Here is a 25,953-nt window from a genome sequence, read left to right on the forward strand (position 1 = left end):
CTGCCTCACGCGGTCATTCGCTGCGGATGTTGGCCTGCTTCACGATTCGGCCGTTATCGGCGTATTCCTTCTGCACCTGGGCCGTGAACTGCTCCACCGTCCCGGGCGACATGATGTTCAGCGCGTCCGTCAGCGGTTTGCTGATGTCCGGCATGGCGGCGATGCGGTTGATGAGGCCGTTCATGCGCTGGCGGAAATCCGGACTGGTGCTGGCGGGAGCGAAAAACCCGAAAGTGGATGTCATGTTGGCCATGGGATAGCCCAGTTCGGCCAGCGTGGGCGTGCCGGGCCGTCCGGGCAGCCGGGCGGGGGAACCCACCGCCAGCAGCGTGAGCTTGCCTTCGTCGATCAGCGCATTGACCGGACCGGAGGCGTTCACCAGCATCAGCGTAAATTGTCCACCGAGGGCATCGGGCACCATCTGCGCCATGCCCTTGTACGGCACGTGGGTGATGCGCACGTCCGCCTGGCCATTGATCTGCTCCAGCATCAAATGCCCCAGCGACCCCACGCCGGCCGTCGCCAGCGACAGGCCGCCGGGATCGGCCTTGGCCTGGGCCAGCATGTCCTGGAAGGTTTTGCCCGTGAACTTCGGGCCGCCCACCAGATACACCGGCGAATACATCACGGAGGCCACCGGCGCCAGATCCTTCAAGGGGTCGTACAGCGTCTTCATCACATGCGGCGATAGCGTGACGGGGCTGACGGCGGTAAAGGCCAGGGTGTTCTCGTCGTGAGCCCGCGCCACCGTGTTCATGCCAATCATGCCGCCCGCGCCGCCGCGGTTCTCGACCACCACGGGCCGGCCCAGTTCCGCCGCCAGTTTCTGCGCGAACGCGCGCGCCGTGTTGTCGACGATGCCGCCCGCACCATAGGGCACGACGATGGTCATGGCCTTGGCGTCGGCTTGCGCTTGCGCGGCGGCAGAGAACGCGCAGGTTGCGCTGATTGCGCACAGCCCGGCGATCCGCTTGAAATTCAACATGCTTTCCCCTTGTCTATGCCCGACGGCCTGTCCGTCGGGACGCGGCAACGGCCCTGCAAAGAGGCGCGCCGGCATGCAGTGTGTGCAGGCCGGCGCGGCAGGGCAAGCGGGAATACCCGGAATGGCGCTTCAGTGCGCGCGGTAGCCGCGGCTGGTCATGCAGGAATCCAGAGCCCGGTTGTAGGAGTCCACCATGACCTGGGTGGTCCATTGCGTGATGGTGGCCGGGTCGTAGCCGCTCTGGTTCATGGCCCAACGCTGGCAGTCCATGGTGGCGCTGGCCTGGGCGCTGTTGACGGGCGCGGTGGACTCGTATTGCACCGGCTCGTACTGAGGCTGGGGCGCGCTGTACACGGGCTGCGCCTCGTACACTGGCGCGTTGTAGACGGGGGCCGCGTAGACCGGCGGGCTGGTGTAGCCCACGCCCGACGAATAGACGCCCGCCTGGGTGTAGGAGGGCCCGGAATCAGCCGCCAACAGCAGGCCTATGGTGGCCAGCGCGAAGGCGCCGCCTATCCACCAACCGTCGGAACTGCTGCTGCCGCCATGGTAATTGTGGTACCCGCCGTGGTATCCGCCACCGTGGTATCCGCCGCCGTGGCCGCCGCCCCAATAACCGCCGCCACGCCCGCCAGCCATGGCAGGCGCGCTTGCCACGGCCAACGCCAGCGCCGCGACGATGGCCATACGGCCAGAAAACCGCTTCATGATCTTGCTCCTGATCCGCCCCGGGGCCCAGCGTGACGCGGGACCCGGACCGATATTGCCACTTTACCGCCTGGCCGCTCCCATAAAGTGTCTCAAGCGCTACGGAGATTTCAACTGATTTCAGCGGGAGGCGGACGGGTCCCGGCGGTCGGGCCAGTTGTTGCAGGAACGCGACTCGCCGGGGCGCAACGTGATCTGCGGCTTATCGTTGAAATACGCGGCGTCGCGGTCCAGCGTCATGTAGGTTTCGTAGCCCGTTTTCTCCACGCACCAGTTCCAGAAGTACACCTGCGCCCCGTGGATCATCATCGATTCGGCGCGCCATTCCTTCAGGGCCCCGAACGCGGCGCTGCCGTCGGACGCGCTGCGGGTTTCATTGCGGAATTGTTCCCGCCCATAGGGAAACGTGCTGCTGATCAACACCACCCGCGCATCGGCCAAGGGCTGGGAATTTTCGTCCAGCACAGTGGCGCGGGCGTCAGGCTGCATGGTCTTGTACACGGGGTAGGGCACGCAGCCCGATAGCAGGCTGGCGAGAGCCAGGGGGGCAATGGTCGGCAAGCACTTTGGGAAGGACATTGCAATGGTTGTATCCGTTGTGGGAACCGTGGGTAAAACCAGTGGCTAAAAGCGCGGAAGGGTAGTATTTTCTCGCGATGATTACGGCACGACCTTCTTCTTTACCGCAAGACAAGCGTCTCACCAAGGGTGAACGCACACGGGCTCAACTTCTGGAGGTCGCGGCAGCGGAATTCGCGGAACGCGGATTCCAGCATACCCGGATCAGCGACATCGTCGCCCGCGCCGGCGTGACCCAACCTGTCTTCTATCAATACTTCTCCAGCAAACAGGCGGCCTACGACGAACTCGTGGGCATGTTCGCCCAGCGTATGCGGCAGGCCATCGGCCAGGCGCGCCCGCCTGACGGCCTGCAAGGCGCTGAGCTGGCCGGGCGCATCCGCGGGAGCGTGAGCGGCCTGCTCGCCATCCTGCAGGAAGATCCCAACCTGACCCGCATCGGTTTCTTCCAGGCCGCCGAGGCCGAGGCGCTGAAGGATGAACTGGCGGCGATGATTGCCGATAACGCGGATGCCGAACGCCAGGCCGGCTGGTTCCGCGAGGACGTCCCCTCCAATTGGTTCGCCCAATCGATGATGGGCATCATCGAACGGTTCACGCGGCAGGCGCCGGACGCGGCCAGGCAGCAGGCCCTGGCGGAATTCATCACCGATCTGCTGTTGGACGGGATACGGAAACGACAACCACAAGCCTCCTAGCCGGAGGCTTTTTTTTGGCCTGTGACCCGTCCTGGAAATGGTTGACACCTTTTTGAGAGAAAAAAGGAGAGTCAATTGGAATCAGGGATCAAGCGTATCCAGCGCGACTACCGTCTGGCTTTTAGACTGTCGGTGGTCGAGCAGGCAAGGGATTGCCTGCCGGTACATGGGCCGCAGCCGCCAGGCGTACTAGAAGAGCAGGCACAGCGCGAGCGCCAGCAGCAGGCGTGCCAAGCGGTATCGATGGTGACGGCACTGCGCATGCGGCCACCAAGACTGGGGGCGCGCAAGCTGCATCATGTGCTGCGCGAGACGGGGATCAAGGCCGGCCTTATTCCTCTCTTCCAATGCTCTTCTACCAGGGGTCTTTCATCAGATCACAGGAGTACAACAAACGGACCGCTGTGTACTGCTTGTCATCCTCCATTTTGGGTATGGATCACGTCGCCCGCTTGCCCTACCTTTTTCTGTACACACGACCGTGGCTCAGCTGACCTCGATTCCGAACAGATCGTGTGAGCCTCCCTTGTAGAGATTAATCTGCGCTGAAAACTACACGCCTGGGAAATAACATTGATAGAGTCATATTTCTCAATCGCCGATGGCAGTTCTAAAGATGCGTTCATCGTCCTGATTCGTGGCGCAAAGCTCTTGACGCTTGCACGGGATCAATTGCGGGAAGCATCCAATGCCGCAATACAATTGCACGGGATAATCTTTGCGACCCCCGCTTTCTATAATCCAGGCTGGTCCTTCCACCTCGACCCCGCCTCGATTGCATTCCATGCTGATCCGCAGAGTTCTTGTGACACCACTTTGTCCGATGTGGAACACTTGCTAAGCAAAGAGGATAAGAAGCTGCCCACGGGAAGTCGATGTTCCTTTCGGCATGTCAGAATTGTCGCGGAAGTGGAACCACCCTCAAAGCGACCTTTGCGCCGGCCCAGTGACGATGAGCTGTCGGCAACGGCGAAGGAACTGTTTTCAGCCTTTGGTCTTCCGGTAACTTCATCGGGCTGGGCTGCTCGCCTCGACGCCGATTTGGCCTCGGAGGCTTCCCTTAGTTCTGCTGAGATTTCGAAGCGCATTGCCACGTTAAATCCGCGGTGGACTGAAATGTACGTTCAGGACGTTCGCGCCGCACTGGGCGGCCTGGAATCTGACCTGCGATATTTTGACGACCTACGCTTTAGACTTACCAACCAAGTGTTGGACTTAAAGGCGTTAGATGACGCTCTGCGCATTCACAATGACGAGATCGCCGCTGGCTACTACACCGTAGCATCAGAAATTTCAAAATCTGAGTTTGAGGCTGCTGGGGAGCAAAAGGCGGGGTACGAGGCGGCCAGTGCAGAATATTCAAAACTGTTTCAGAACCCCGAGGCCGTCGAAGCATTTACTGACCCGCAGCGAGCCGCACAACTCCGCGCAGTTTCCGCAACGGCGCTTGTCTACTCTCCGTATCAGGACCTGCATGACCAGTTTTCTAAAGGACAAATGGTCAGGTGGGCGCATGGTTGGAACACTCCCGATGTGCCTACTCCTCTACCTAAGGGAAATGTTGGAGACTCCCCTACCGACACGCCTACACTTGTGTACTACGCTACGCGGAAATCCGCCGTCTGTGAAATCTCGGCGGCCGCGGTCAGCGTGACCGGTGGCCGCCTTCTAGCGGAAGCCGGCGCTAAGGCAGCGAAGGCATCTTTCGAAGCTAAGGCGCGGGCAGCGAACTGGGCCGCGGATGACATAAGCTTCCGACGAGATAGAGCAAAAGTCCAAATAGAGCTTCGCGAGCTTAGACGACAAGCGATTGATTCGTGGGGAGGCCCATTAAATTTGACGGAAAAGTGCCTGACTATCAGGAAAAGGTTCATCGATCTGCTTGCCGAAACCGTCGCACGTGCGGAGGTGATCGCATCCACGCTCCAATCCCTCTATGGCGTGGTATGGTCCCTCCCGCCACCCAAAATTGACGGTTGGGACGATGCCGCCGGGAGTTACCTCGCTGCGCTACAGGCTTGGTACGCAGATCTGGACACGGCTCTTTCACGAATGCAAGAGCGAGAGTCTGCTCTGATTGTTGCCATTTCGATGAGGAATAGCGCTTTGAAAGAATTCGAAGCGGCAAAGGTTGCATTGAAGACAGGGAAGAGCCCTAGCCTTTTAGTCGGCTTCAAAATTCCTTCTCAACGGATTGGCGATCTTCGCGGCGCGAGAGTTCGCGCAGTTAGCATTTCAACCATAGAGAAGGTGTCAGATTACTCGGATAGTTGGCACGGTAGGATTCGGCCGCCAATTTCCGCTGTCTCCATCGATCTGCATGGAAACCGTCACTCAATCTCTCAAAATGATCCCTTTGCCGCTGGGGTGGGGAGGATTCTGTCGCGAGCGAACCCTCGTCAGCCTGATTCTGTCGGCACCATCTTCCGTAATTGTTGCCCCACGTCTGATCTAACCAAACCCGACGCTGCATCGACGTGGACGCTGGAAATTGCCGCCTTTTCGGTTCTTGGAAAGCATGCTTACGAGCTCGAAGACGTAGTCGTAGAAGTTGTCGTAACCGGCCTTGTTCCCTACTAGCATGCTGCGAATTCACCCTCTCGACGATGACGCGGGAGATGATGGAGGATGGGATAATGAGTCCCCAGACGATGACGCGTCCGAATCTCCTTATCCGGGAGATGATTATCCCGGCAGCGACTATCCAGGCGAATATACGTCCGACGAGGACATTTCTGATGCCGATTACGAACGATATGAATCGGTCGGTGACTACTATTACGAAAGCGGGGTTACCTCCAACACCTTGAGCCTTGGCTCAGCGCCCGCAACCGATGAAGACTCGTTAGATGAATGGGAAGGCCCGCATGAAGCACCAGAAAGAGGGGATATGCCGGGAGCATCTCCACATGCCGGACAGTCCACGATCAGCTCGGCTCCTAGCACAATATCTTCAACGTCCAACCCGGAGATGCTCCCTTGGTCCAACGCGAAATACTCTGTGCAAGTTTCGAATGGGATTGGATGGGGCTTCGGCTATGCCTTTTTCCTCGGACCTTCTGCGACATTCCAATACTACGGATCTGCAGGGAAAAGAGAAACTGAACTGGGGGCAGGCGGATTCCTGGGTATATTTGGCATGGGTGGGTTTATCGCACCACCCAGCCCGATTCCCAGTGTGACTCTTAATGTTCAGTTGTACCCCCGCAGCTCAAATATTGCGGAGATCAATACCGGTTGTGTTCGCTCCGTCATGGTGGCGCTTCCTTTTGTGAGCCTGCAAGTATCGGAAACACAGTTTGGCAACGGGCTTCCCTACGATCTTTCTCTTTCCATCGGCGTCTCCGTCGGCGTGGGCATTTTCGGTGGCGTGTCATGCGGCGCTACGTTTAAGTCCCCTTCGCTATAGCGCCTATGTCGAGCGGTTCAACAGGACCGTACGCTGCGAATGGATGTTTTGGAGTAGTACGAGCGCCAATTCAAAGATCTGAAAGAGGCGTACGGCGCAGCGATGGTGAAGTGCCGCGCGGAAGAGTTGTTGTCCTGAGGGGCAATTGCGCTCGCCGGGCCGTCAAGCCCAGGTTTCTTGCAGATACATCCATTGCGGCTGGCCGCCGGGCTGGACGACAAACAGCGCTGTCGCCCGGCGCTGGGTCGCGCCCGCGCTCCAGGCGTGGCGTTCACGGTAGCTCAGCAAGACCGAATCCGCGCCGGCGTGCAGCACGGCCAGCTCGTCGATGTCGATCTTCAAGCCGGGGCGGGAGCCGCGCAATCTGCCGAACAAGGCCGGCAAAGCCTCCGCGGGCAGACGCTGACCGTCGGCGGCGATCATGCTGAAGCCGGGCGCAAAATCCTTGAGCAGGGCGGTCAGCTGTGTATCCGGGGCATCGGGCGAGCCTATCCAGCCTTCGATACGGGAATGGACGTCGACAGCCAGGCGCAGGCAATGGGATGAAAGGTCGGACATGGGTGGGATTCCTGGAAAGGGAGCGCCATTCTAGGAGCCAGGTTGTTCCCGAAAAACGACCTATAGATGGATATACTGTTCGTGTTTTTTTGACAATTAATCCAGGCCTTCCATGATCAATCTGAATCGTCTGGCGATGTATGCGGCGGTGGCCGAGGCCGGCTCTTTTACCGCGGCGGCCGATGCGCTGGGCACGACCAAGGCGGTGGTCAGCTTCAACATCAAGCAGTTGGAACAGGAGCTGGGCGTGGCGCTGCTCACGCGCAGCACTCGGCGGCTGGCGCTGACCGAGGCGGGGGAAGGCTTTTACGGCCACTGCGCGCGGCTGCTGCGCGAAGCCGAGGCCGCGGTGGACGAGGCGCGTTCCGGCCAGACGGCGCTGTCGGGCAGCCTGCGGGTGACGGCGTCGGTGGACTACGGCAACCGGGTGGTGGCGCCGGCGCTGGCGGCATTCGCGCGCGCGCATCCCGCCTTGCGGGTGGGCTACCGCGCCGGGTCCGCGCATGCGGACCTGATCGCCGAACGGCTGGACCTGGCCATACGGGTGGGGGCGCTGGAGGATTCCAGCTACCGGGCCACGCGCATCGGCCAGTTCAGGCTATGGATCGTGGGCAGTCCGGACCTGTTGGCGCAGCACGGCGCGCCGCGCACGCCGCAGGCGCTGGCGGCGCTGCCCTGGCTGGCCAACCGGCCCGGCCGCAGCGACCGTTGGCGGTTGACCGACAGCAAGGGGCGCGAGCACGAGCTGCGCGTGGCGCCGGTGGCGCAGGCCGATACGGCCTCGGCGCTGATGGCATTTGCCGAGGCCGGATGCGGCGTGGCCGCGCTGCCGGAGTGGCTGCTGGAAGAGCCTTTGGCGCGCGGCACATTGCAACGCCTGCTGCCTTCGTATGCGCTGCCGCGCCTGGAGGTCTACGCCGTGTATCCCGACACCCGCCACGTCAGCGCCAAGGTCCGGCGCTTCATCGATTTCCTGCGGGAGCGGCTGGTGCCGTCCGGCAAGCCTTAGGGGCGGCGCATGGTCCTTTGCATGCGAACATGCTGGGGCCTCGCGTCTCAGCGCTCCAAAGCCGGCGTGCCGCCCGCGCCCAGATCCCAATACAGTCCTGTCATCAGGCTCAATGCCTGCCGCAGCAAGGCCGGCGGCAAGTGTTCGTTCGGCGCGTGCTGGGAACAGCCTGGATAGGAGTGCGGCACCCAGATCGTGCGCAGGCCCAGCACGTCGGTGAAGATGTCGTTGGGCAGCGAGCCGCCCAGGTTGGGCAGCACGGCGGTCTTGGCGCCGGAGGTGCGTTCCAGCGAATCCACCGCCCAGCGCACCCAGGCGTCGTCAGGGTCGATGCGGGTGGCGCGGAACATGTTCTCGCGCGTCAGCGTGATCTGGACCATGGGGAAGCCCTGGCGGTCCAGATGGCGGCGCAGGGCGGGGACCAGGTCGTCCGGATCTACGCCCACCACGAAGCGCAGCTGGCAGCGGGCCCAGGCGCGCGGCGGAATGGCGTTGACGGGCGTGTCGGGATTGCCGGTCTTGCAGGCCAGCACCTCGAACGAGCACCAGCCGAAGACGCGCTCTGCCGGCGACAGCCCCGGCTCGCCCCACCAGGGTTCGATCTCGGGACCATCGGCGCCACCGTCCACCTGGCAATCGGCAAGGGCGCGCCGCACCGCGGCGGGCAGTTCGCGCGGCACCCATTCGGGGATGCGGATCTGGCCGGTGGGCGAAACCAATGTGGAGATGGCGTGGGCCAGCTGGATGCCGGGATTTGAGATCAGGCCGCCCCAGTTGCCCGAGTGGTGGCCGCCCGCGCGGGCGTCAATGCTGAGGTCGAAGTTCAGGCTGCCGCGCGCGCCCAGGAAGATGGTGGGGCGTTCCGCGCTCAGGCGCGGGCCGTCGGAGGCGATGAGCAGGTCCGCCGCCAGCAGCGCCCGGTGTTCCTCGCACAGGTCGCGCAGGCCCATGGAGCCGGTTTCCTCGCCCATCTCGATCAGGTACTTGGCGTTGAAGCCCAGCTTGCCGCGCGTCTCCAGCACCAGTCGCAGCGCTTCCATGTTGATGCTGTGCTGGCCTTTGTTGTCGGCGATGCCGCGGCCATACCAGCGGCCCTCGGCTTCGGTCAGCGCCCAGGGCGACAGGCCTTCCTTCCATTCCTTTTCCAGGCCGCGGATGACGTCGCCATGGCCGTAGCCCAGCACGGTGGGCAGGGCCGGATCCTCGATGCGCTCGGCATACAGGAACGGCGCGAGCGCCTTCGGGTGCGTCAGCGTGCGGCAGGTGAAGCCCAGCGCTTCGAAGGCGGGCCGGATCTCGGCTTCCAGGTAGGCCGCGAGTTCGGGCGCGCGCGCCGGGTTCTGGCTTTCGGTGGGCTGGGCCAGGCGGCGAGCCAATAGCGCGCGGAAGGCGCCGGAATCAAAACACTGTTCCGCCTGGGCGATGGCTTGTGCGCGGGTCATGATGGCTGGACTCCGTTGGAGGTAGGGGGATAGAGGTGGCAGGCCACCACGGATTGCTCGCGCCGGACCAATGCCGGGCGTTCGGTCTTGCATTGCGCCATGGCCTGCTGACAGCGCGGGTGGAAGGGGCAACCCGAGGGCGGACGCAGCGGATCCGGGAATGACAGGCCCAGGCCCATGTCGGGTATGCCCAGTCCGGGTTCGGGCGTCAGCACCGAGGCCAGCAGCGCCTGTGTGTAGGGATGGCGCGGATCATGGAACAGTTGCGCCGTGGCCGCGGATTCCACCACCCGGCCCAGGTACATCACCGCCACGTGGGTGGCGATGTGCTCCACCACCGCCAGGTTGTGACTGATAAAGACATAGGTCAGGTTGAATTCGCGCCGCAGGTCCATCAGCAGGTTCATGATCTGCGCCTGCACCGACACGTCCAGCGCCGAGGTCGGCTCATCGCAGATGACGATCTCGGGATGCATCACCAGCGCTCGCGCAATCGCCACGCGCTGGCGCTGGCCGCCGGACAGCTGGCCCGGCGTGTTGTGGGCCAGCCGGGGCGGCAGGCCCACGCGCTCCAGCATCTCGATGGCCTTGTGCTGCTTCGGATTGGGAATGCCGTGCACTTCCAGCGGCAGCGAGACGATGGAGGCGATGGAGCGCCGCGGATTCAGCGACGAATATGGATCCTGGAAGATGGGCTGGACGCGGCGGGCGAGCGCACGCCGGCCCAGGTTGCGGATGTCCTGGCCGTCGAGCCGGATCGCCCCCTCGGTGGGCGGCGTCAGTCCCAGCAGCATGCGGGCAAGCGTGGATTTGCCGCAGCCGGATTCGCCCACGATGCCCAGCACCGCGCCGCGCTCCACCGCCAGGTCCACGCCGTTGACGGCGTGCAGCGTGCTGCGCGGCCGGAACATGCCGGATCGGATCGAGAACTGCCTGCTGACAGCCTCGGCTTGTAGCAATGGGCTCATGCCGGGACTCCTTCGGATTCGAGGATGCAGCGCCATTGCTGGCCGGATGCGGCGCCGTGTACGGGTACCTCATGGCGGCATTGCGGCTGGGCGTGCGGGCAGCGGTCGCGAAAGGCGCAGCCCTGCAGTTCGCCCACCAGCGCGGGCACGACGCCCGGGATGGTGCCCAGCGCCTCGCCGGGCGGCGTGCGCCCGGGCACGGGGATACAGCCCAGGAGCCCCTGGGTGTAGGGATGGCGCGGCGAAGCGAACAGTTCCGCCACGGGTCCTTCTTCCACGATCTGGCCCGCGTACATCACCGCGACCTGGCGCGCGATGCGCGCGACCACGCCCAGGTCGTGGGTGATCAGCACCATGGCGATGCCCAGCTCGGCCTGCAGGTCGGCCAGCAGACGCAGGATCTGCGCCTGGATGGTCACGTCCAGCGCGGTGCTGGGCTCGTCGGCGATCAGCAGCTCCGGGCCGCACATCAGCGCCATGGCGATCATCACGCGCTGACGCAGGCCGCCGGAGAGCTGGTGCGGATACTGGGATAGCCGTTGCCCGGCCGACGCGATGCCGACTTTCTCCAGCAGCTCCACCGCGCGGTCGCGGGCCTGCCGCGCGCCGGCCTTGCAATGGTGGATGTAGTGCTCGGTCAGCTGTTCGCCGATGGCGTAGGCGGGGTTCAGCGCCGTCATCGGCTCCTGGAAGATCATGGCCATCTTGCTGCCGCGCAGCGCGTTGATGCGCCCGCCGCGCGCGGCGGACAGGTCTTCGCCCAGCACCGCCAGCCGCCGCGTGCTGCGCCGGGCGGCCTTGGGCAAGAGACCCATGATGGCCAGGGAGGTCATGGACTTGCCGCAGCCCGATTCCCCCACCAGGCACAGCGTTTCGCCGCGCCGGACCTGGAAGGACACGTCGCGCACCGCGTGCAGCGGGCCGCGCGGCGTGGCGATGTCGACGGTGAGACCCTGCACGTCCAGCACGATGTCGGTGTCGCTCATGCTCAGGCCCTCTCTTCAGGCGTCAGGAGTTGATGCAGCCCGTCGCCGGCCAGGTTGATCGCGAAGATCAGCAGCGCCAGCGCCGACCCCGGTATGGCGATCAGCCAGAACGAGAAGAACATGTAGGCCTTGGCCTCCGAGATCATCAGGCCCCACGACGGCAGCGGCGGCTGCACGCCCAGGCCCAGAAAGGACAGGGAAGCTTCCAGCAGGATCGCGCTGGCGGCTTCCAGCGTGGCGATCACGATCAGTTGCGGCACCACATTGGGCAGAACTTCGCCCCAGACGATGCGCCAGGTGGACGCGCCCGCGGCCTGCGCCGCGGCCACGTATTCCAGCGAGCGCACCTGCTGGGTGGCGCTGCGCATCACCACCGCATAGCGGTCCCACTTGAGCAGCCCCAGCACCAGGATCACGACCCACAGCGAGCCGCCGACGATGGCGACGGTGGCCAGCGCCACCAGGATCACGGGCATGGACAAGCGGGTGGTGATGAGAAACGACACCGCCATGTCGACCTTGCCGCCGAAGTAGCCGGCCGCCATGCCCATGGCCGTGCCGATCAGGCCCGAGATCAGCGCCACGCTGATGCCGATCAGAAGCGAGATGCGCGCGCCGTAGAACAGGCGCGACATGTAGTCGCGGCCCAGCTGGTCGGTGCCCAGCGGGTGCAGCCAGGTGCCCTTGGCGTACCAGACCGGCGGCGCCGTGCGGTAGGCCAGGTCCTGGTAGTAGGGGTCATGCGGCGAGATCCAGGGCGCGAACAGCGCGATCAGCACGATGAGGAGCAGGATGCCGCCGCCGGCCAGCAGCGCCTTGTTGCGGCGCAGCCGCCGCCAGCGCAGGGCGGACGCGGACAGTTCCAGCGGCGCCGGGGCGCCGGAAGCGGACGGGGTCAGGGTAGGCGTGTTCATGTCAGGACACCCGGATGCGCGGGTCCAGCCACGCGTTGGCGATATCGGCGGCCAGGGTCAGCAGCACGTAGAGCACCGACAGCAGCAGCACGATCAGCTGCATCACGGGATAGTCCTTGTAGGTGATGCTCTGGTAGGCCAGGTAGCCCAGGCCGTCCAGCGCGAAGATGGTTTCGATGACGACCGAGCCGCCCAGCAGGTAGCCCAGCTGTACCGCGGCCAGCGCCACCACCGGCACGATGGCGTTGCGCAGCGCGTGCTTGAAGACGATCTTGCGTGCCGGCAGGCCCTTGGCGCGCGCGGTGCGGATGTAGTCGGCGGCCAGGACTTCGATCATGCCGGCGCGGATCAGGCGCATGAAGGCGGGGGCCACGTAATAGCCCAGCGCGATCGCCGGCATCACGAAATGCTGCCAGCTGCCGCTGCCCGACACCGGCAGGATGCGCAGCGATATCGAGAACAGCATGATCAGGATCAGCGCGAAGAAGAAGTTGGGCAGCGCCTGACCCAGCACGGCGATGGCCAGGCATATGCGGTCGATCAGGCTGCCCTTGTACAGCGCGGCCAGCACGCCCAGCGGAATCGAGATCAGAAGCGCGAAGGCGAGCGCGCCCAGGCCCAGCAGCAGGGTGGTCTTGAGCTTGGAGAGGATCAGCGGTCCCGCCTCGGTCTTGAAATACACCGAGGTGCCGAAATCGCCCTGCAGGATGTGCCAGAGCCAGTCCGCGTACTGCACGGCCAGCGGCCGGTCCAGGCCGTAGGTCTTGCGGATCATGTCGATGTCGGCCTGGCGCGCGCCTTCGCCGGCCAGCGCCAGCGCCGGGTCGCCGGACAGGTGCAGCAGCAGGAACGCCAGGATCGAGACCGTCAGCGCCACCAGCACCGCCAGGCCCAGGCGCCTGATCGTGAAATACAGCATAGGGCTTCCTCTTCGTTGGACTCACGCCGGCCCGGCGCGATGCCAGGCCGGCGCGGGGCCGCGCCTTACTTCCAGCTCATGTCCCAGAAGCGCACCAGTTCATCCGAATAGGGCTTGAAGTTCAGGTCCTTGGTGGTCACGTAGTAGGCGGGCAGGGTCCACAGCGGCACCGCATAGGCCTTCTGTGCAATCAGGTCCAGCGCCTGCTTGTAGGCGGCCTTGCGCGCGCCGCTCTCGATGGTGTGGTCGCCCTTGTTGAGCAGGTCGCGCACCTGCGGGTCGCGGGTGATGTCGTCGTTGCCGAAGGCGAAGTACACAGGCGTGGACGCGGACACGTCGTTGACCAGGTTGGACGCCCAGGTCTGGTGCGTGAGCGAGGCCTTGTTGGCGCGGATCATGTCGCGCATGGCGGCGTACTGCAGGAAGTTGAGCTTGGCGCGGATGCCCACCGCCTGCAGGTAGTTGATGATGGCTTCGGTCTGGTTGCGCTCGCGATACGCCACCAGGTCGATGTCGAAGCCGTTGGGGTAGCCCGCTTCCGCCAGCAGTTTCTTGGCCTGGGCGGGATCGTACTTGTAGACCGGCGCGCCTTCCTGGGTGCAGCCCGTCTGCGAAGGCGTGCAGATGGTGTTGATGAGACCGCCGCCTTCGCCCACGATGTTCTTCAACATGGCTTCGCGGTCGATGGCGTGGATGATGGCGCGCCTCACGCGTTCGTCCTTGAGCTGCGGCGCGGGCGTGCCTTCCTGGATGTTCATCTGCATGAAGACGATGCGCATGGTGTCGCCCGTGACCATCTGCAGCGAGGGCATGCCGCCCAGCTGCTCGGCCTGGTCCTTGGGCACGCTCATGATCAGGTCCTCGCCGCCCGAGATGACCTCGGCCATCTGCGTCTGGCGGTCGGGGATGAAGCGGATCACCACCTTGCCGATCTTCGGCTGGGCCTTGGGCGAATCCTTGAAGTAATCGGCGTTGCGCTCCAGCGTGATGGACTTGCCGGGCTGGTAGTCCACCACCTTGTAGGGACCGGAGCCCACCGGCTTGGCGTTCATGCCCTTGGGCCCGACTTCCTGGTAGTACTTGGCCGGATGTATGGCGGCGGTGGTGGACAGGTATTCCTTGGCGCCGGGGAAGGGCTCCTTGGTGGTCAGGCGCACCTTGTACTTGTCGATCTTCTCGACCTTGTCGATCCAGGCCACGTTCTGCTGCGTGACGGCCTTGTTCTTCGGGTCCGCCACGTAGTTCAGCGTGTACACCACCGAATCCGCGTCGAACTCCTCGCCGTTATGGAATTTGACGCCTTCACGCAGCTCGAATTCCATGGTCTTGTCGTCGACCTGCTTCCAGCTCTTGGCGAGCTGCCCCTTGTACTCGTTGGTGACCGGGTCGCGGTAGAGCAGGGTGTCCCAGACGTTGGCGGCGATGATGACGCCGATCCGCACGTTGTTGTAGTAGGGATCCACGCTTTCCGGCGCCTGGTCGTAGGCCATGCGCACGGTGTCGTCCTTCTTGCCGGCCAGCGCTGGCTGGGCCGCCAGCGTGGCGCAGGCCAACAGGGCGGCAGCCAGGGCCTTGAGGGATAGGGGACTGCGCCAGGTCGGCGCGGATGCTGCGGGGGTGATGCGGAAATCAGTCATGGTGAGGCTCCTGTGGAAGTCACTGCACGTACTGCTTATCTGCCATCTTGTCGCGGGCGGCGCGGCCCGCTGTGCTGCCTGCGGCGGGTCAGCCGGAATCGGCCGCCGCCGCGGGCGGCTGGGTAAGGGTCTTCAACGCGGCCTCGCACTTGCGCTGCAAGTGCTGGCGCATGATGCCGGCCAGCCGGTCCGCGTCGCGCGCGTCCAGGGCCTCGGCCATCTCGATGTGCTCGCGCATCGCCAGATCCCATTTCTGGCGGTTCTCGTTCGAGACGAAGCGCAGGTTCTGGATGCGCGCGTTCTGGGCGTCATACAGCTGCTTGAGCAGGCTGTTGTGCGCGGCCAGGCTGATGCGTTCGTGGATTTCGCGATTGGTGCGGAAATAGGTGGGGAGGTCGTGGCGCGCGTGGCTGGCCATCATTTCGTAGGTCAGCGCGCGGATCTCGGCGATTTCCTGGTCCGTGGCCCGTTCGCAGGCCAGCCGGCAGGACATGGCCTCCAGCCCGCCGATGACCTCGAAGGCTTCGCGGATGTTCGCTTCCGACAGCGCCACTACCTGCGCCCCGCGATTCGGTTCGATCTGCACCAGGCCTTCGGCGGCCAGCACGCGGAAGGCTTCGCGCAAGGGGGTGCGGGACACGCCGAGCAGGTCGCACAGGGTGCGCTCGTTCAGCCGCGAGCCGGGCGGGAATTCGCCCTGGATGATGCGTTCGCGCAGTTGCCCGGCCACCGTGGCCGGCAGCGTGCGGCCGTTGCCCATGCCGCGCGCCGCAGGCGGCGGCGCGGTTTCGGCGGCCACGCTGGTGGCGCCGGAATCAGGCATCAGGCTGGAAACGCTGCTCATTGGTATACAAAAATTCCCCGTGTTTTGCGAGACTATAAACCTGTCTTTCCGTATCACCAGATGGGTGTATACCCTAGGTTATTAACGCAAAAACAATGGGATAGAGTGACGCATGCCGCAAGTCCGCGCGCGGGGAAAGTCCTGCTTGTCTGCCCTGCGCCTTTCGTTGGTATACAAAAATATTCCACTTTGGGACTACGCATGCTTACCCTGAACAGTCATCCGTCCGGCCGGCATTTCCTGCAGATTCCGGGGCCCACCAACGTGCCCGATCGCGTGCTGCGCGCGATCGACCAGCCCACCATCGACCATCGCGGACCCGAGTTCGGCGCGTTGGGCCTGGCGGTGCTGGAAGGCGTCAAGCAGGTGTTCCAGACGCAGTCCCCGGTGGTGATCTTCCCGTCGTCCGGCACCGGCGCCTGGGAGGCCGCGCTGGTCAACACCCTGTCGCCCGGCGACCGCGTGCTGATGGTCGAGACCGGCCATTTCGCCAGCCTGTGGCGCAAGCTGGCGGGGCGGCTGGGCCTGGAGGTGGACTTCCTGGAAGGCGATTGGCGCCACCCGGTGGACGCGGCAGCCATCGCCGCCCGCCTCGCCGAAGACCAGGGGCGCAAGATCAAGGCCGTGTGCGTGGTGCACAACGAAACCTCCACCGGCGTGACCAGCGACATCCCGGCCGTGCGCGCCGCGATCGACGGCGCCGCGCATCCGGCGCTGCTGATGGTGGACACGATTTCGTCGCTGGGCTCCATCGACTACCGCCACGACGAATGGGGCGTGGACGTGACCGTGGCCGGTTCGCAGAAGGGCCTGATGCTGCCGCCCGGCCTGGCCTTCAACGCCGTCAGCGCACGCGCCCTGGCCGCGGCCGACGAGGCGCGGCTGCCGCGCTCGTACTGGGACTGGCGCGAGATGCTCGCCGCCAACGCTCGCGGCTACTTTCCGTACACGCCTTCGACCAACCTGCTTTACGGCCTGCACGAAGCCCTGGCCATGCTGCGCGAAGAAGGCTTGCCGCAAGTCTTCGCGCGCCACCAGCGCCATGCCCAGGCCACGCGCCTGGCTCTGGCCGGGTGGGGGCTGGAGCTGCTGAGCCTGGATCCGGCCGCGCACAGCCCGGCGCTCACTGCGGTGGTCATGCCCCAAGGCCATGGCGCCGACGCCTTCCGCAAGCTGGTGCTGGAACGTTTCGACATGTCGCTGGGGCAGGGCCTGGGCAAGCTTACCGACCGCGTGTTCCGCATCGGCCACTTGGGCCACTTCAACGACCTGACGCTGTGCGGCACGCTGGCCGGCGTGGAAATGGGCCTGGCCGCGGCAGCCGTGCCGCATAGGGCGGGCGGCGTGCAGGCGGCAATGGAATTCCTGGCCGGCTCGCGCGCAAGCGTAGCGGCCTGAGACACACACATAACGAGGGAAACGATGAACACACTCATGCAGCAGGCGATCCAGTTCGCCAACGACCACGAATCCGCCTGGGACCGCAGCGTCAAGGGCAACTTTGGCGTGCACCTGAACGATCCGCCGCCCTGGAACCGCCTGCTGGGTCCCATCCACGACCGCGGCCCGGTGTCGGGCGTGGTGACCGTGCGCGGCGAGACCGTCGCGTCCTGGGGCGAGCCCGAGCGCGCCGACCTGACCTTCAGCGTGGCCAAGCTGTACCTGGCAATCCTGGCCGGCGTGGCCCATGACCGCGGCCTGCTGCCGGACGTGGACGAGCCCGTGGGCAAGCGCGTGCCCGGCATCGGCTTCGACGAAGGGCAGAACGCCGACATCACCTGGCGTCATCTGCTGCAGCAGACCAGCGAATGGGAAGGCGAACGCTTTGGCGTATCCGACCAGGCCGATCGCTATCGCGCCGTCACCTTCGGCGTGCCGCCGGACGGCAAGAAGGGCGAAGCGCGGCCGTTGCAACGTCCCGGCACGTACTGGGAATACAACGACGTGCGTATCAATCAGCTGTCGTATGCGCTGCTGCATCTGTTCCGCAAGCCCTTGCCCGAAGTCTTCCGCGAGGCGGTTACGCGGCCCATCGGCGCCAGCGAAGACTGGCAGTGGGTTGGCTACGACAACGCCTGGGTCGAGATCGACGGCCAGCGCATGCCGTCGGTGCCGGGCGGTTCGCACTGGGGCGGCGGCATGTCCATCAGCGCTCGCGACCAGGCGCTGATCGGTCAGATGCTGCTGAACGACGGCATGGCCAACGGCCGTCGCATCCTGTCCAGCGAGTGGATCAGGGACATGCGCACGCCATGTGCGATTGCGCCGTATTACGGCTATCTGATCTGGCTGAATCATGAAGGCCGCGTGTTTCCTAGCGTGCCGGCTTCCAGCTTCTTTGGCGTGGGGGCGGGTAGCTCGTTTACGTGGGTGGAACCGGAGCGGCAGATGGTGGTGATTGTGCGCTGGCTGAACTCGGCCCACGCCGACGCGCTGTTCGGCAAGATCCTGGAGGCGGTGGACGCTGGGGTCTAGATCGTTTTTGGCTAGGTATTTGATGTGGCGGCTGTAGGCGGCTTCGAGTATGCGGATGTCGGGGTTCTGAACCGCCGAGGCTGCCCTGCGCCATTCCGATGCTCGCCCCGGTGGGGCTGCGCTTCGGATGGCTCCGGGCCGCCTCGGCTGACAGCAGCTGAATGCACTGGTCTTAGGTCCGTTCATGGGTAGATGCCGTGAGCCGGTGTCCGGGCGGAGGGATCCGAAGCGCAGCCCCACCGGGGCGAGCATCGGAATCCCGCAGTCCGGACGCCGGCGACTCAAGAACCCTGTCTCACAAAACCGAAGCGGCAGGGCTTCGAGCTTGCGGGCGTCAGGGTTCTTTAGCCGCCGAGGCGGCCCTGCGCCATTCCGATGCTCGCCCCAATGGGGCTGCGCTTCGGATGGCTCCGGGCTGCCTCGGCTGACAGCAGCCTTATGCATTGGTTTCAGGCCGATTCATGGGCAGATGCTTTGAGCCGGTGGCCGGGCGGAGGGATCCGAAGCGCAGCCCCACCGGGGCGAGCATCGGAATTCCGCAGTCCGGCCGCCGGCGACTCAAGAACCCCAGCCTCACAACACCAAACGTCAACAATCCATCCCAGAATGCCCAAGATGCGAATTTGACTCGCGCGGGCCTGCCGTTGCATGCTCCCGCCTAATCCATTTCCGTGAACGAGAGGAAGCCAACCATGAACTACCGCCGCCTCGGCCGCAGCAATCTCCGCGTCTCTCCGCTCTGCCTGGGCACCATGATGTTCGGCGAGCAGACCCCCGACGACGAAGCCGCCCGCATCGTCGCGTCCGCGCGTGACCATGGGTTGAACTTCATCGACACCGCCGACGTCTATAACGGCGGCCGCTCCGAAGAGGTGGTCGGCAAGCTACTGAAAGGCCAGCGCCACGATTGGGTGCTTGCCAGCAAGATCGGCAACGCCGTCGGAACCGGCCCCAACCAGGCCCACTATTCGCGCCAGTGGCTCATGCGCGGCGTGGAGGAAAGCCTCACGCGCCTGGGCACCGACTTCATGGACATCCTCTACCTGCACCGCGACTACCATGAGGAAAACCTCGAAGAAGCCCTGTGGGCGCTGGGCGACCTGATCCGCGCCGGCAAGCTGCGCAGCTTCGGCCTGTCCAACTTCCGTGGCTGGCGCATCGCCGAAGTGATGCGTTTGTGCGAAAAAATGGGCGTGCCGCAACCCGTGGTGTGCCAGCCTTACTACAACATGCTCAACCGCGGCCCCGAAGTCGAGATCCTGCCGGCGTGCAAGCACTACGGCCTGGGCGTCGTGCCCTACAGCCCGATCGCGCGCGGCGTGCTCACCGGCAAGTACCTGCCGGGCCAGGCGCCCGCGGCCGACACCCGGGCCGGACGCGGCGACCGCCGTATCCTGGCGACCGAATTCCGCGAAGAGTCCCTGGAAATCGCGCAAAAGCTGGTGGCGCACGCCGCAGTCCGCGGCACGCAGGCGGGGCATTTCGCCACCGCCTGGGTGCTGGCCAATCCCGTCATCACCGCCGTCATCGCCGGCCCGCGCACCCTGGCGCAGATGGAGGACTACTACGCGGCGCTGGACGTGAAGATCACGGCCGAGGACGAGGCCGTCGTCAACGACTGGGTCACGCCTGGGCACGCGTCGAGCCACGGCTACAACGATCCCAACTATCCGTTCTACGGCCGCCCGGTAGCAGCGGCCTGAGGCACAACTCAGGTAGGAACGCGCCGGCCCATATGGCCGGCGCCTTCACATTCAGGCCTTGCCCAATCCCCCGCGCGGCATGGCATTTGCCGCCGCCTCCAGTTCCGCCGGCTGCGCGCCGCGCCCGATCAGCATCGCGCACACCGCCGACACGACCCCAGCGAACAGCACGTACAGGCAGATCAGCCAGGGCTGGCCGCCGCCCGTCTTCAATAGCGCCGTCGCAATGATGGGCGTGATGCCCGAGGCGAAGATGCCCGAGAACTGGTAGACGAAGGAAATCCCCGTGTAGCGCACCTTGGCATCGAACAGCTCGCAGAACAGCGCTGCTTCCGGTCCGTACACGGCGGCGTACAGGATACCGAACGGAATGATGATGGCCAACCAGATCAGCATCACGCTGCCCTGACTATTGAGCATCAGCCAGAAGCCGGGGAAGGATGCCGCGGCGGTGATCAGCGATCCCCAGAAGTAGACTCGCGTGCGGCCGATTTTGTCGGACAGCCGGCCGAAGAAGGGGATGAAAAAGCACATCACCAGGGCTGCGGCCATCACGCCGATCAGCGCTTCGGTCCGGCTGATCTGCACCGTCTGCGTCAGGTACGAGATCGAGAACACGCCGAACACGTTGAAGAACACGCCGTCGATGTAGCGCGCGCCCATGCCCTTGAAGACATTGCCCGGATAGCGCTTGAGCATGTCGAAGAACGGAATGCGGCTCTCGGCGTTGTTGGCCTTGACCGCCGCGAACTCGGGCGTCTCCTTGATGTTCAGGCGGATGTACATGCCCACCAGCACCATGGCGGCGGACGCCAGGAAGGCGATACGCCAGCCCCAGGCCATGAATTGCGCGTCCGTCAGCAGGGTGGACAGCAGCGCCACCGTGCCCGAGGCCAGGCACAGGCCGATGGCCAGGCCGATCTGCGGCAGCGAGGCATAAAAGCCTTTTTTGCCCGGCGGCGCGTATTCGTAGGCCATAAGCACCGCGCCGCCCCATTCGCCGCCCAGGCCTATGCCCTGGAACACCCGCAGCAAAAGCAACAGGATCGGCGCCCAGATGCCGATGCTGTCGTAGGTGGGCACCAGGCCGATCAGGAAGGTGGCGATCCCCATGATCATCAGCGTCATCACCAGCATGCTCTTTCTGCCGATGCGGTCGCCGAAGTGGCCGAAGATCAGCCCGCCCAGCGGTCGCGTGACGAAGCCGACGGCAAAGGTGGTGTAGGCCAGCATGGTCGAGACCAGCGGGTCGCCGGTAGGGAAGTACAGCTTGTTGAACACGATGCCCGCGACGACGCCGTACAGGAAAAAGTCGTACCACTCGATGGTGGCGCCGATCAGCGACGCGGCGACGACTTTGCGCACCGCGGCTTCGTTTTGCTTGGCCATGTCTAGTCTCCTTTGGTGGGGCGGTGGGGCAATCTGCGTTGTCCTGCGCCTTGGGGTTCTGCTATCCGGGGTCCGTCATCTCCGATTCAGGCGGCGACGCGCAGCGCCTGCGGCTGCGCTTGCCTGAGGTCCTGCAACATGAATTCGGCCGCGCGTTCGGCCAGCATCACCACGGGGACGTTGGTGTTGCCCGACACCAGCGTCGGCATGATCGAGCAGTCCACCACGCGCAGCCCCGCCACGCCGTGTACGCGCAGGCGTTCGTCCACCACGGCCATCGGGTCGCTGGACGGCCCCATCCTCGCGGTGCCGGACGGGTGGAAGATCGTGGCGCCGTATTCACGGCAGAAGTGCAGGATCTCGTCGTCCGTGCGCACGTCCGGCCCGGGGCGGAACTCGCGCTTCATCAGGCCTGCCAGCGGTTCGGTGGCGGCAAGCCTGCGCGCATACTTCACCGCCGCCACGGCCATGTGGCGGTCCAGTTCGGTGGACAGGTAGTTCGGCTGCATGGACGGCGCCTCGAAGGGATCCGCGCTGCGCAGCTGGACCCGGCCGCGCGACGTGGGCCGCAGCTGGCACACCGAATAGGTGCAGCCCGAGAACGGATGCACCTTGCCGCCCGCCATGTCGGCCGACAGCGTGGCGAAATGGAACTGCGTGTCGGGCGTGCGGCTGGCCGGGTCTACCCGGCAGAACACGCCGCCCTGGTTGATGCCCACCGCCAGCGGCCCGCCGCGGAACAGCAGCCATTCCAGGCCCATGCGGGCGCGGCCCGTCAGGCTGCGCAACTGGTCGTTGGTGGTGATGGGGCGGGTGGTCTCGTAGATCAGGCGGATCTGCAGATGGTCCTGCAGGTTTTCGCCCACGCCCGGCAGGTCGCGCACCACGCCGATGCCGAACCGGCGCAGCAGGGCTGCGGGTCCGACGCCGGACAGCTGCAGCAGCTGCGGCGATTGCAGGGCGCCGGCGCACAGCACCACTTCGCGGCGGGCGCGCACGGTATGCACCTGGCCGTCGCGCCGGTAGCGCACGCCGCAGGCGCGCTTGCCTTCGAACAGTACGGCCATGGCGTGTGCGTCGGTTTCCACGCGCAGGTTGCTGCGGTTCTGCGCGGGGCGCAGATAGGCCACGGCGGTTGAGCAACGCCGGCCGTTGCGTGTGGTGAGCTGGTAGTAGCCCACGCCTTCCTGGTCGCCGGTATTGAAGTCCTGCACATGCGGCAGGCCCAGCTTTTGCGCGGCGCCTATCAACGCTTCCACCAGCGGATGCGCCGTCTTGATCGAGGTGGCGTTGAGCATGCCCTCGGTGCCGCGCGTGGGGCCGGGGCCGAGGTCATTGTTCTCGAGCTTGCGGAAGTAGGGCAGGCATTCGTCCCAGCTCCAGCCGGGATTGCCGGCGGCGGCCCAGGCGTCGTAGTCCTGCCGCTGGCCGCGGATGTAGATCAGGCCGTTGATGGAGCTCGAGCCGCCCAGCGTGCGCCCGCGCGGCCAATAGATGCGCCGGTCCAGCATGCCGGGGTCGGGGTCGGTGTAGTAGCCCCAGTTCAAGACCTTGTGGAACATCGTCTTGCCGTAGCCGATGGGGATGTGTATCCACGGGTTGCTGTCCTTGGGGCCGGCTTCCAGCAGGCAGACGCTGTGCGCGCCGCTGGCGCTCAGCCGGTTGGCCATCACGCATCCGGCCGAGCCGGCGCCAACCACGATGTAATCCACGGTATCGGACATGTCCGCAAGCTCTCCCTGCAGCAGGGCGCGGCGCCAAGCCTACGGCGCGTTAACCCTGCTTGTCGTTGTGGGGCGCACTTATATACTGGATCGATGCCGGCGCCTGAGCGCTGCGGCATTTGAGGCGATTCTAGGAAGCGCGCGCGCAGAGCAAAGCACAACAGGCGCAGGGGCGGAAAAGTGGAACAGAATATGCAGATTCAGTTTCAAAATCGCGGTGCAGCATCGGCGCAGCAGGCCGATGACGCCGCCACCCATCAAGAGGCCGCGCGTTCGCTGCGGGCGCTGGTGGTGCTGGATCACCTGGCGCGCGCCCAGCATCCACCCACGCTGGCGCAACTGGCGCAACGGCTGGACATGCCCAAGACCACCTTGATGCGCCTGCTGGCGGCCATGCAGCGCGCCGGCTTCGTGGCCGCCACGCCCACCGAGAACGGCTTCGTGCCGGGACCGCAGGCAGCGACCCTGGCCCTGGCAACTCTGCGCGCCTCGGCCTTCACGCGCGCCTGCCGCGCCGTGCTGGCCCAGCTGGTCGGCACCCTGGGCGAAACCTGCAACCTGACCGCGCCCGACGGCGACCGCGTGATCTACATGGAACGCGTGGAAACGGAGGAGCCGCTGCGCCTGTTCTTCGCGGTGGGCAGCCACGTGCCCATGCACTGCACCGCCAGCGGCAAGTTGTTCCTGGCGTCCATGAATCGGCTGGAGCGCGGGCGGGTGCTGGCGCGCCTGCCGCTCACGCGCAACACGCCGCGCACGCTGACAGACCCGGCCAGGCTGGAAGAAGAACTCGAACGGCTGGCTGCGCGCGGCATTGGCATCGACAACGAGGAATTCGTGCGCGGCATGAGCGCCGTGGCAGTGCCGGTGCGCGACGCGGACGACCGCGTGGTGGCGGCCGTGGCCTGCCATGCACCGACGGCGCGCGTCATGCTGGACGAGCTGCTGCGTGCGGTGCCGGTGCTGGAGCGCGCCGCGCGGGCCATGCACGACGTGCTGGCGCAGCACCGAACTGGCGCGACGTAGCGGCCCGGCCTGCGGGTTTTCAATCGGGCGTGAACAGGTCTGGCGGCAGGCGCGCCACGGCCTCGTAGGTCAGGCGGATGTGGGCGGCCAGCAATTCACAGGCGCGGTCCGCATCGCGCGCCAGCGTGGCGTCCAGGATGCCTTTGTGTTCGTCGTCCAGGTCGCGCGCGATGGGCTTGCGCGTGACGGTCAGGCGTCGATAGCGTTCGGCCTGCTGGTACAGGATGCCCAGGAAATGATGCAGCCAGCGCGACGGACAGGCGCGGATCAGTTCGCGGTGGAACTCGCGGTTGCGCTGTTCCCACTCTTCAAAGCGGGTATCGGGGTCGGCTGCAAGGCGCTGTTCGGCCTTGCTCAGACGGTGGAAGGCGGCCAGCACCGCGCTTTCCCAGTCGTCATCGCCCAGGGCGATGGACTGGCGCAGGGCCTGGGACTCCAGCAGCACGCGGTTCTCGGTGATGTCGCGGAAGTCTTCCAGCGAAATCGGCGTGACGTGAAAGCCGCGCTGTCCTTGCGCGATGACCAGCGCGTCCGACACCAGCAGCGCCAGCGCTTCGCGCAACGTGCCCGCGCCCACGCCGTAATCGTCCTTCAGGTGTTCGACCCGCAGGCGCGAGCCCGGCGGATGCACGCCCTGGATGATGTCGCGGCGCAGGTTGACATAGGCCGCGCCGACCAGGGTGTTGGCCGAGGCGGAATGGGCAAGCGGGGGGAGGGTGGCGCCGTCTGACATGGGAGCTACTTTATCACTGGCTTTAAAAAATCTCGATAAAAATTATTGACGCCGAGATTTATGCTGCTTATCGTAGAAAAAAGCGTCGATACCACGACCGGCATGCAGCCGGCGGCTGGCGCGCCCAGGAGACAAGCACAGTGATACGGCTACACGACGTCCGGCGCACCGGCCCGCGCACCCGCAACCTGCCCGAAACATCCGCCCGGCGGCCCTTGTTGCGCCCGGTTCTGCGTCATGTTGCGGCCTGCGTGGCGGCGGTGGCCGCACTGGTTGCCGGCCCTGCAGCCAGCGCGGAAACCTGGCCGTCGCGGCCGGTGACCCTGCTGGTCAATGGCGGTCCTGGCAGCCTGCCGGACCTGTTCGCGCGGCCCTTGGCCGAACGCCTGCACCGCGCCCTGGGCCAGCCTGTCGTGGTCGAAAACAAACCCGGCGCCGGCGGCATGCTGGCCATGCAGCAGCTCAAGTCCGCGCCGGCCGACGGCCACACGCTGGCCCTGGTCACCAACGCGCACCTGGTGTGGAACCCCTACATTTTTCCGGCCCTGACCTACGATCCGGCGCGCGACCTGCAGCCGGTCAGCCCGCTGGCGGTCATCCCCATGGCATTGACCGTCAACGACAAATTGGAGGCCAAATCCCTGGATCAACTGCTGGCGCTGGCGCGCCAGAAGCCTGGCCGCCTGAACTACGCGTCCTCGGGCAACGGCAGCCCGCCCCACGTGCTGTTCGAAATGCTGCGTGAACAGGCAGGCGTGGACATCCTGCACGTCCCGTTCAAGACCGGCACTGCCGCGCTGAATTCGGTGCTGGCGGGCGATACCGAAATCTATTTCGCCGGCACCGCGCTGGTCGAGCCCATGGTCAAGGACGGCCGCCTGCGCGCGCTGGCAATGAGCGAGACCGTGCCCGACGCTGCCTTCGGCAAGACGCCCACGCTGGCCGCCAGCAACTTCCGCGGCTTCGAGGGCGCGGTGTGGCTGGGCGTGGCCGCGCGCGCCGGCACGCCGGACGCCATCGTGCAGCGGCTCAACGAAGAAATCGGCCGCGCGCAGCAGGACGGCGCGCTCAAGCAGATGTACGCCAGCCACGGCTCCTTGCCGTACCATCTGGCGGCGGCGGCCTTCGCCCAGCGCGTTGCAACCGAGCGGGACACTTCCGGTCCCGTGCTGCGCAAGCTGGGCATCAAGCCCGATTGAACTTCCTACTTCCAACCCTGGTATTCGGGGCTCCGCTTGCGGGGCCCG

General features: G+C 65.2%; 23 protein-coding genes. 9 read left to right on the top strand and 14 right to left on the bottom strand.

All coding sequences use genetic code 11. The annotated features are described in order from the left end of the window. Positions 1–13: 13 nt before the first annotated feature. The 3 genes from IB258_RS08670 to IB258_RS08680 all read right to left on the bottom strand — a co-directional run bounded on the left by IB258_RS08670 (position 14) and on the right by IB258_RS08680 (position 2,272). Positions 14–985: a tripartite tricarboxylate transporter substrate binding protein gene (locus tag IB258_RS08670; protein ID WP_192328121.1), complete on the bottom strand. Its 972-nt coding sequence runs from the start codon at positions 983–985 to the stop codon at positions 14–16. A gap of 129 nt (positions 986–1,114) precedes the next feature. Next, positions 1,115–1,693 (bottom strand): hypothetical protein, encoded by a 579-nt coding sequence (locus IB258_RS08675; RefSeq protein ID WP_088157190.1) that lies wholly within the window; start codon positions 1,691–1,693, stop codon positions 1,115–1,117. Between the two features lie 120 nt (positions 1,694–1,813). After that, positions 1,814–2,272 (bottom strand): hypothetical protein, encoded by a 459-nt coding sequence (locus IB258_RS08680; protein ID WP_054456454.1) that lies wholly within the window; start codon positions 2,270–2,272, stop codon positions 1,814–1,816. Positions 2,273–2,349: 77 nt separating this feature from the next. Here IB258_RS08680 and IB258_RS08685 point away from each other — a divergent pair, with 77 nt between their 5' ends. From IB258_RS08685 to IB258_RS08695, 3 genes are all read left to right on the top strand, one after another. Beyond that, on the top strand, positions 2,350–2,970 hold the full coding sequence (locus IB258_RS08685) for a TetR/AcrR family transcriptional regulator (protein ID WP_192352450.1): 621 nt from the start codon (positions 2,350–2,352) through the stop codon (positions 2,968–2,970). Positions 2,971–3,543: 573 nt separating this feature from the next. After that, positions 3,544–5,550 (top strand): hypothetical protein, encoded by a 2,007-nt coding sequence (locus tag IB258_RS08690; protein WP_192352451.1) that lies wholly within the window; start codon positions 3,544–3,546, stop codon positions 5,548–5,550. A gap of 1 nt (position 5,551) precedes the next feature. Continuing rightward, on the top strand, positions 5,552–6,379 hold the full coding sequence (locus IB258_RS08695; RefSeq protein ID WP_192352452.1) for a hypothetical protein: 828 nt from the start codon (positions 5,552–5,554) through the stop codon (positions 6,377–6,379). A gap of 162 nt (positions 6,380–6,541) precedes the next feature. Here the strand turns inward: IB258_RS08695 and IB258_RS08700 are convergent, their stop codons facing one another. Further along, positions 6,542–6,937, bottom strand: coding sequence for a hypothetical protein (locus tag IB258_RS08700; RefSeq protein WP_192352453.1), 396 nt, complete (start codon positions 6,935–6,937; stop codon positions 6,542–6,544). A 112-nt stretch (positions 6,938–7,049) separates the two neighbouring features. On the opposite strand from IB258_RS08700, the gene IB258_RS08705 reads away from it, so the two are divergent. Next, on the top strand, positions 7,050–7,946 hold the full coding sequence (locus IB258_RS08705; protein ID WP_192328118.1) for a LysR family transcriptional regulator: 897 nt from the start codon (positions 7,050–7,052) through the stop codon (positions 7,944–7,946). 47 nt (positions 7,947–7,993) lie between these two features. Here the strand turns inward: IB258_RS08705 and IB258_RS08710 are convergent, their stop codons facing one another. From IB258_RS08710 to IB258_RS08740, 7 genes are all read right to left on the bottom strand, one after another. Further along, complete coding sequence (locus IB258_RS08710) at positions 7,994–9,388, bottom strand: M20 family metallopeptidase (protein WP_192352454.1); 1,395 nt, start codon at positions 9,386–9,388, stop codon at positions 7,994–7,996. Beyond that, entirely contained in the window at positions 9,385–10,356 is a 972-nt protein-coding gene (locus tag IB258_RS08715; protein WP_119449426.1) for an ABC transporter ATP-binding protein, read from the bottom strand. The genes IB258_RS08710 and IB258_RS08715 overlap by 4 nt, the downstream gene beginning before the upstream one ends. Continuing rightward, a complete protein-coding gene (locus IB258_RS08720; protein WP_054456460.1) occupies positions 10,353–11,342 on the bottom strand; it encodes an ABC transporter ATP-binding protein in 990 nt (329 codons plus the stop codon). The genes IB258_RS08715 and IB258_RS08720 overlap by 4 nt, the downstream gene beginning before the upstream one ends. A 2-nt stretch (positions 11,343–11,344) precedes the next feature. Beyond that, positions 11,345–12,256, bottom strand: a complete 912-nt coding sequence (locus tag IB258_RS08725) for an ABC transporter permease (protein WP_082401168.1) — start codon at positions 12,254–12,256, stop codon at positions 11,345–11,347. Position 12,257: 1 nt separating this feature from the next. Next, positions 12,258–13,175: an ABC transporter permease gene (locus IB258_RS08730; protein ID WP_054456461.1), complete on the bottom strand. Its 918-nt coding sequence runs from the start codon at positions 13,173–13,175 to the stop codon at positions 12,258–12,260. Positions 13,176–13,240: 65 nt separating this feature from the next. Beyond that, positions 13,241–14,812: an ABC transporter substrate-binding protein gene (locus IB258_RS08735; RefSeq protein ID WP_054456462.1), complete on the bottom strand. Its 1,572-nt coding sequence runs from the start codon at positions 14,810–14,812 to the stop codon at positions 13,241–13,243. 88 nt (positions 14,813–14,900) lie between these two features. Then, positions 14,901–15,572 (bottom strand): GntR family transcriptional regulator, encoded by a 672-nt coding sequence (locus tag IB258_RS08740; protein WP_225588818.1) that lies wholly within the window; start codon positions 15,570–15,572, stop codon positions 14,901–14,903. A gap of 285 nt (positions 15,573–15,857) precedes the next feature. Between IB258_RS08740 and IB258_RS08745 the strand changes: the two genes are divergently transcribed. The 3 genes from IB258_RS08745 (at position 15,858) to IB258_RS08755 (ending at position 19,834) form a co-directional block, all read left to right on the top strand. After that, on the top strand, positions 15,858–17,054 hold the full coding sequence (locus tag IB258_RS08745) for an alanine--glyoxylate aminotransferase family protein (RefSeq protein ID WP_175162877.1): 1,197 nt from the start codon (positions 15,858–15,860) through the stop codon (positions 17,052–17,054). A gap of 24 nt (positions 17,055–17,078) precedes the next feature. After that, positions 17,079–18,131, top strand: coding sequence for a serine hydrolase (locus IB258_RS08750; protein ID WP_175181259.1), 1,053 nt, complete (start codon positions 17,079–17,081; stop codon positions 18,129–18,131). Positions 18,132–18,823: 692 nt separating this feature from the next. Further along, positions 18,824–19,834, top strand: a complete 1,011-nt coding sequence (locus tag IB258_RS08755) for an aldo/keto reductase (protein WP_192352455.1) — start codon at positions 18,824–18,826, stop codon at positions 19,832–19,834. Positions 19,835–19,885: 51 nt separating this feature from the next. On the opposite strand, the gene IB258_RS08760 is transcribed toward IB258_RS08755, so the two are convergent. Further along, positions 19,886–21,223 carry an MFS transporter gene (locus tag IB258_RS08760; protein ID WP_054456466.1) on the bottom strand — a complete coding sequence of 446 codons (1,338 nt, stop codon included), beginning with the start codon at positions 21,221–21,223 and terminating at the stop codon, positions 19,886–19,888. An 86-nt stretch (positions 21,224–21,309) separates the two neighbouring features. Continuing rightward, a complete protein-coding gene (locus IB258_RS08765) occupies positions 21,310–22,947 on the bottom strand; it encodes a GMC family oxidoreductase (RefSeq protein WP_192352456.1) in 1,638 nt (545 codons plus the stop codon). Positions 22,948–23,127: 180 nt separating this feature from the next. Between IB258_RS08765 and IB258_RS08770 the strand changes: the two genes are divergently transcribed. Then, positions 23,128–23,973 carry an IclR family transcriptional regulator gene (locus IB258_RS08770; protein ID WP_054456468.1) on the top strand — a complete coding sequence of 282 codons (846 nt, stop codon included), beginning with the start codon at positions 23,128–23,130 and terminating at the stop codon, positions 23,971–23,973. A 19-nt stretch (positions 23,974–23,992) separates the two neighbouring features. On the opposite strand, the gene IB258_RS08775 is transcribed toward IB258_RS08770, so the two are convergent. After that, entirely contained in the window at positions 23,993–24,706 is a 714-nt protein-coding gene (locus IB258_RS08775) for a GntR family transcriptional regulator (protein ID WP_192328112.1), read from the bottom strand. A gap of 140 nt (positions 24,707–24,846) precedes the next feature. Here IB258_RS08775 and IB258_RS08780 point away from each other — a divergent pair, with 140 nt between their 5' ends. After that, positions 24,847–25,905: a tripartite tricarboxylate transporter substrate binding protein gene (locus IB258_RS08780; protein WP_244958653.1), complete on the top strand. Its 1,059-nt coding sequence runs from the start codon at positions 24,847–24,849 to the stop codon at positions 25,903–25,905. The last annotated feature ends 48 nt before the right edge of the window (positions 25,906–25,953 follow it).

It is taken from the genome of Achromobacter sp. ACM02, assembly GCF_014851605.1.
Lineage (GTDB): Bacteria > Pseudomonadota > Gammaproteobacteria > Burkholderiales > Burkholderiaceae_B > Achromobacter > Achromobacter aegrifaciens.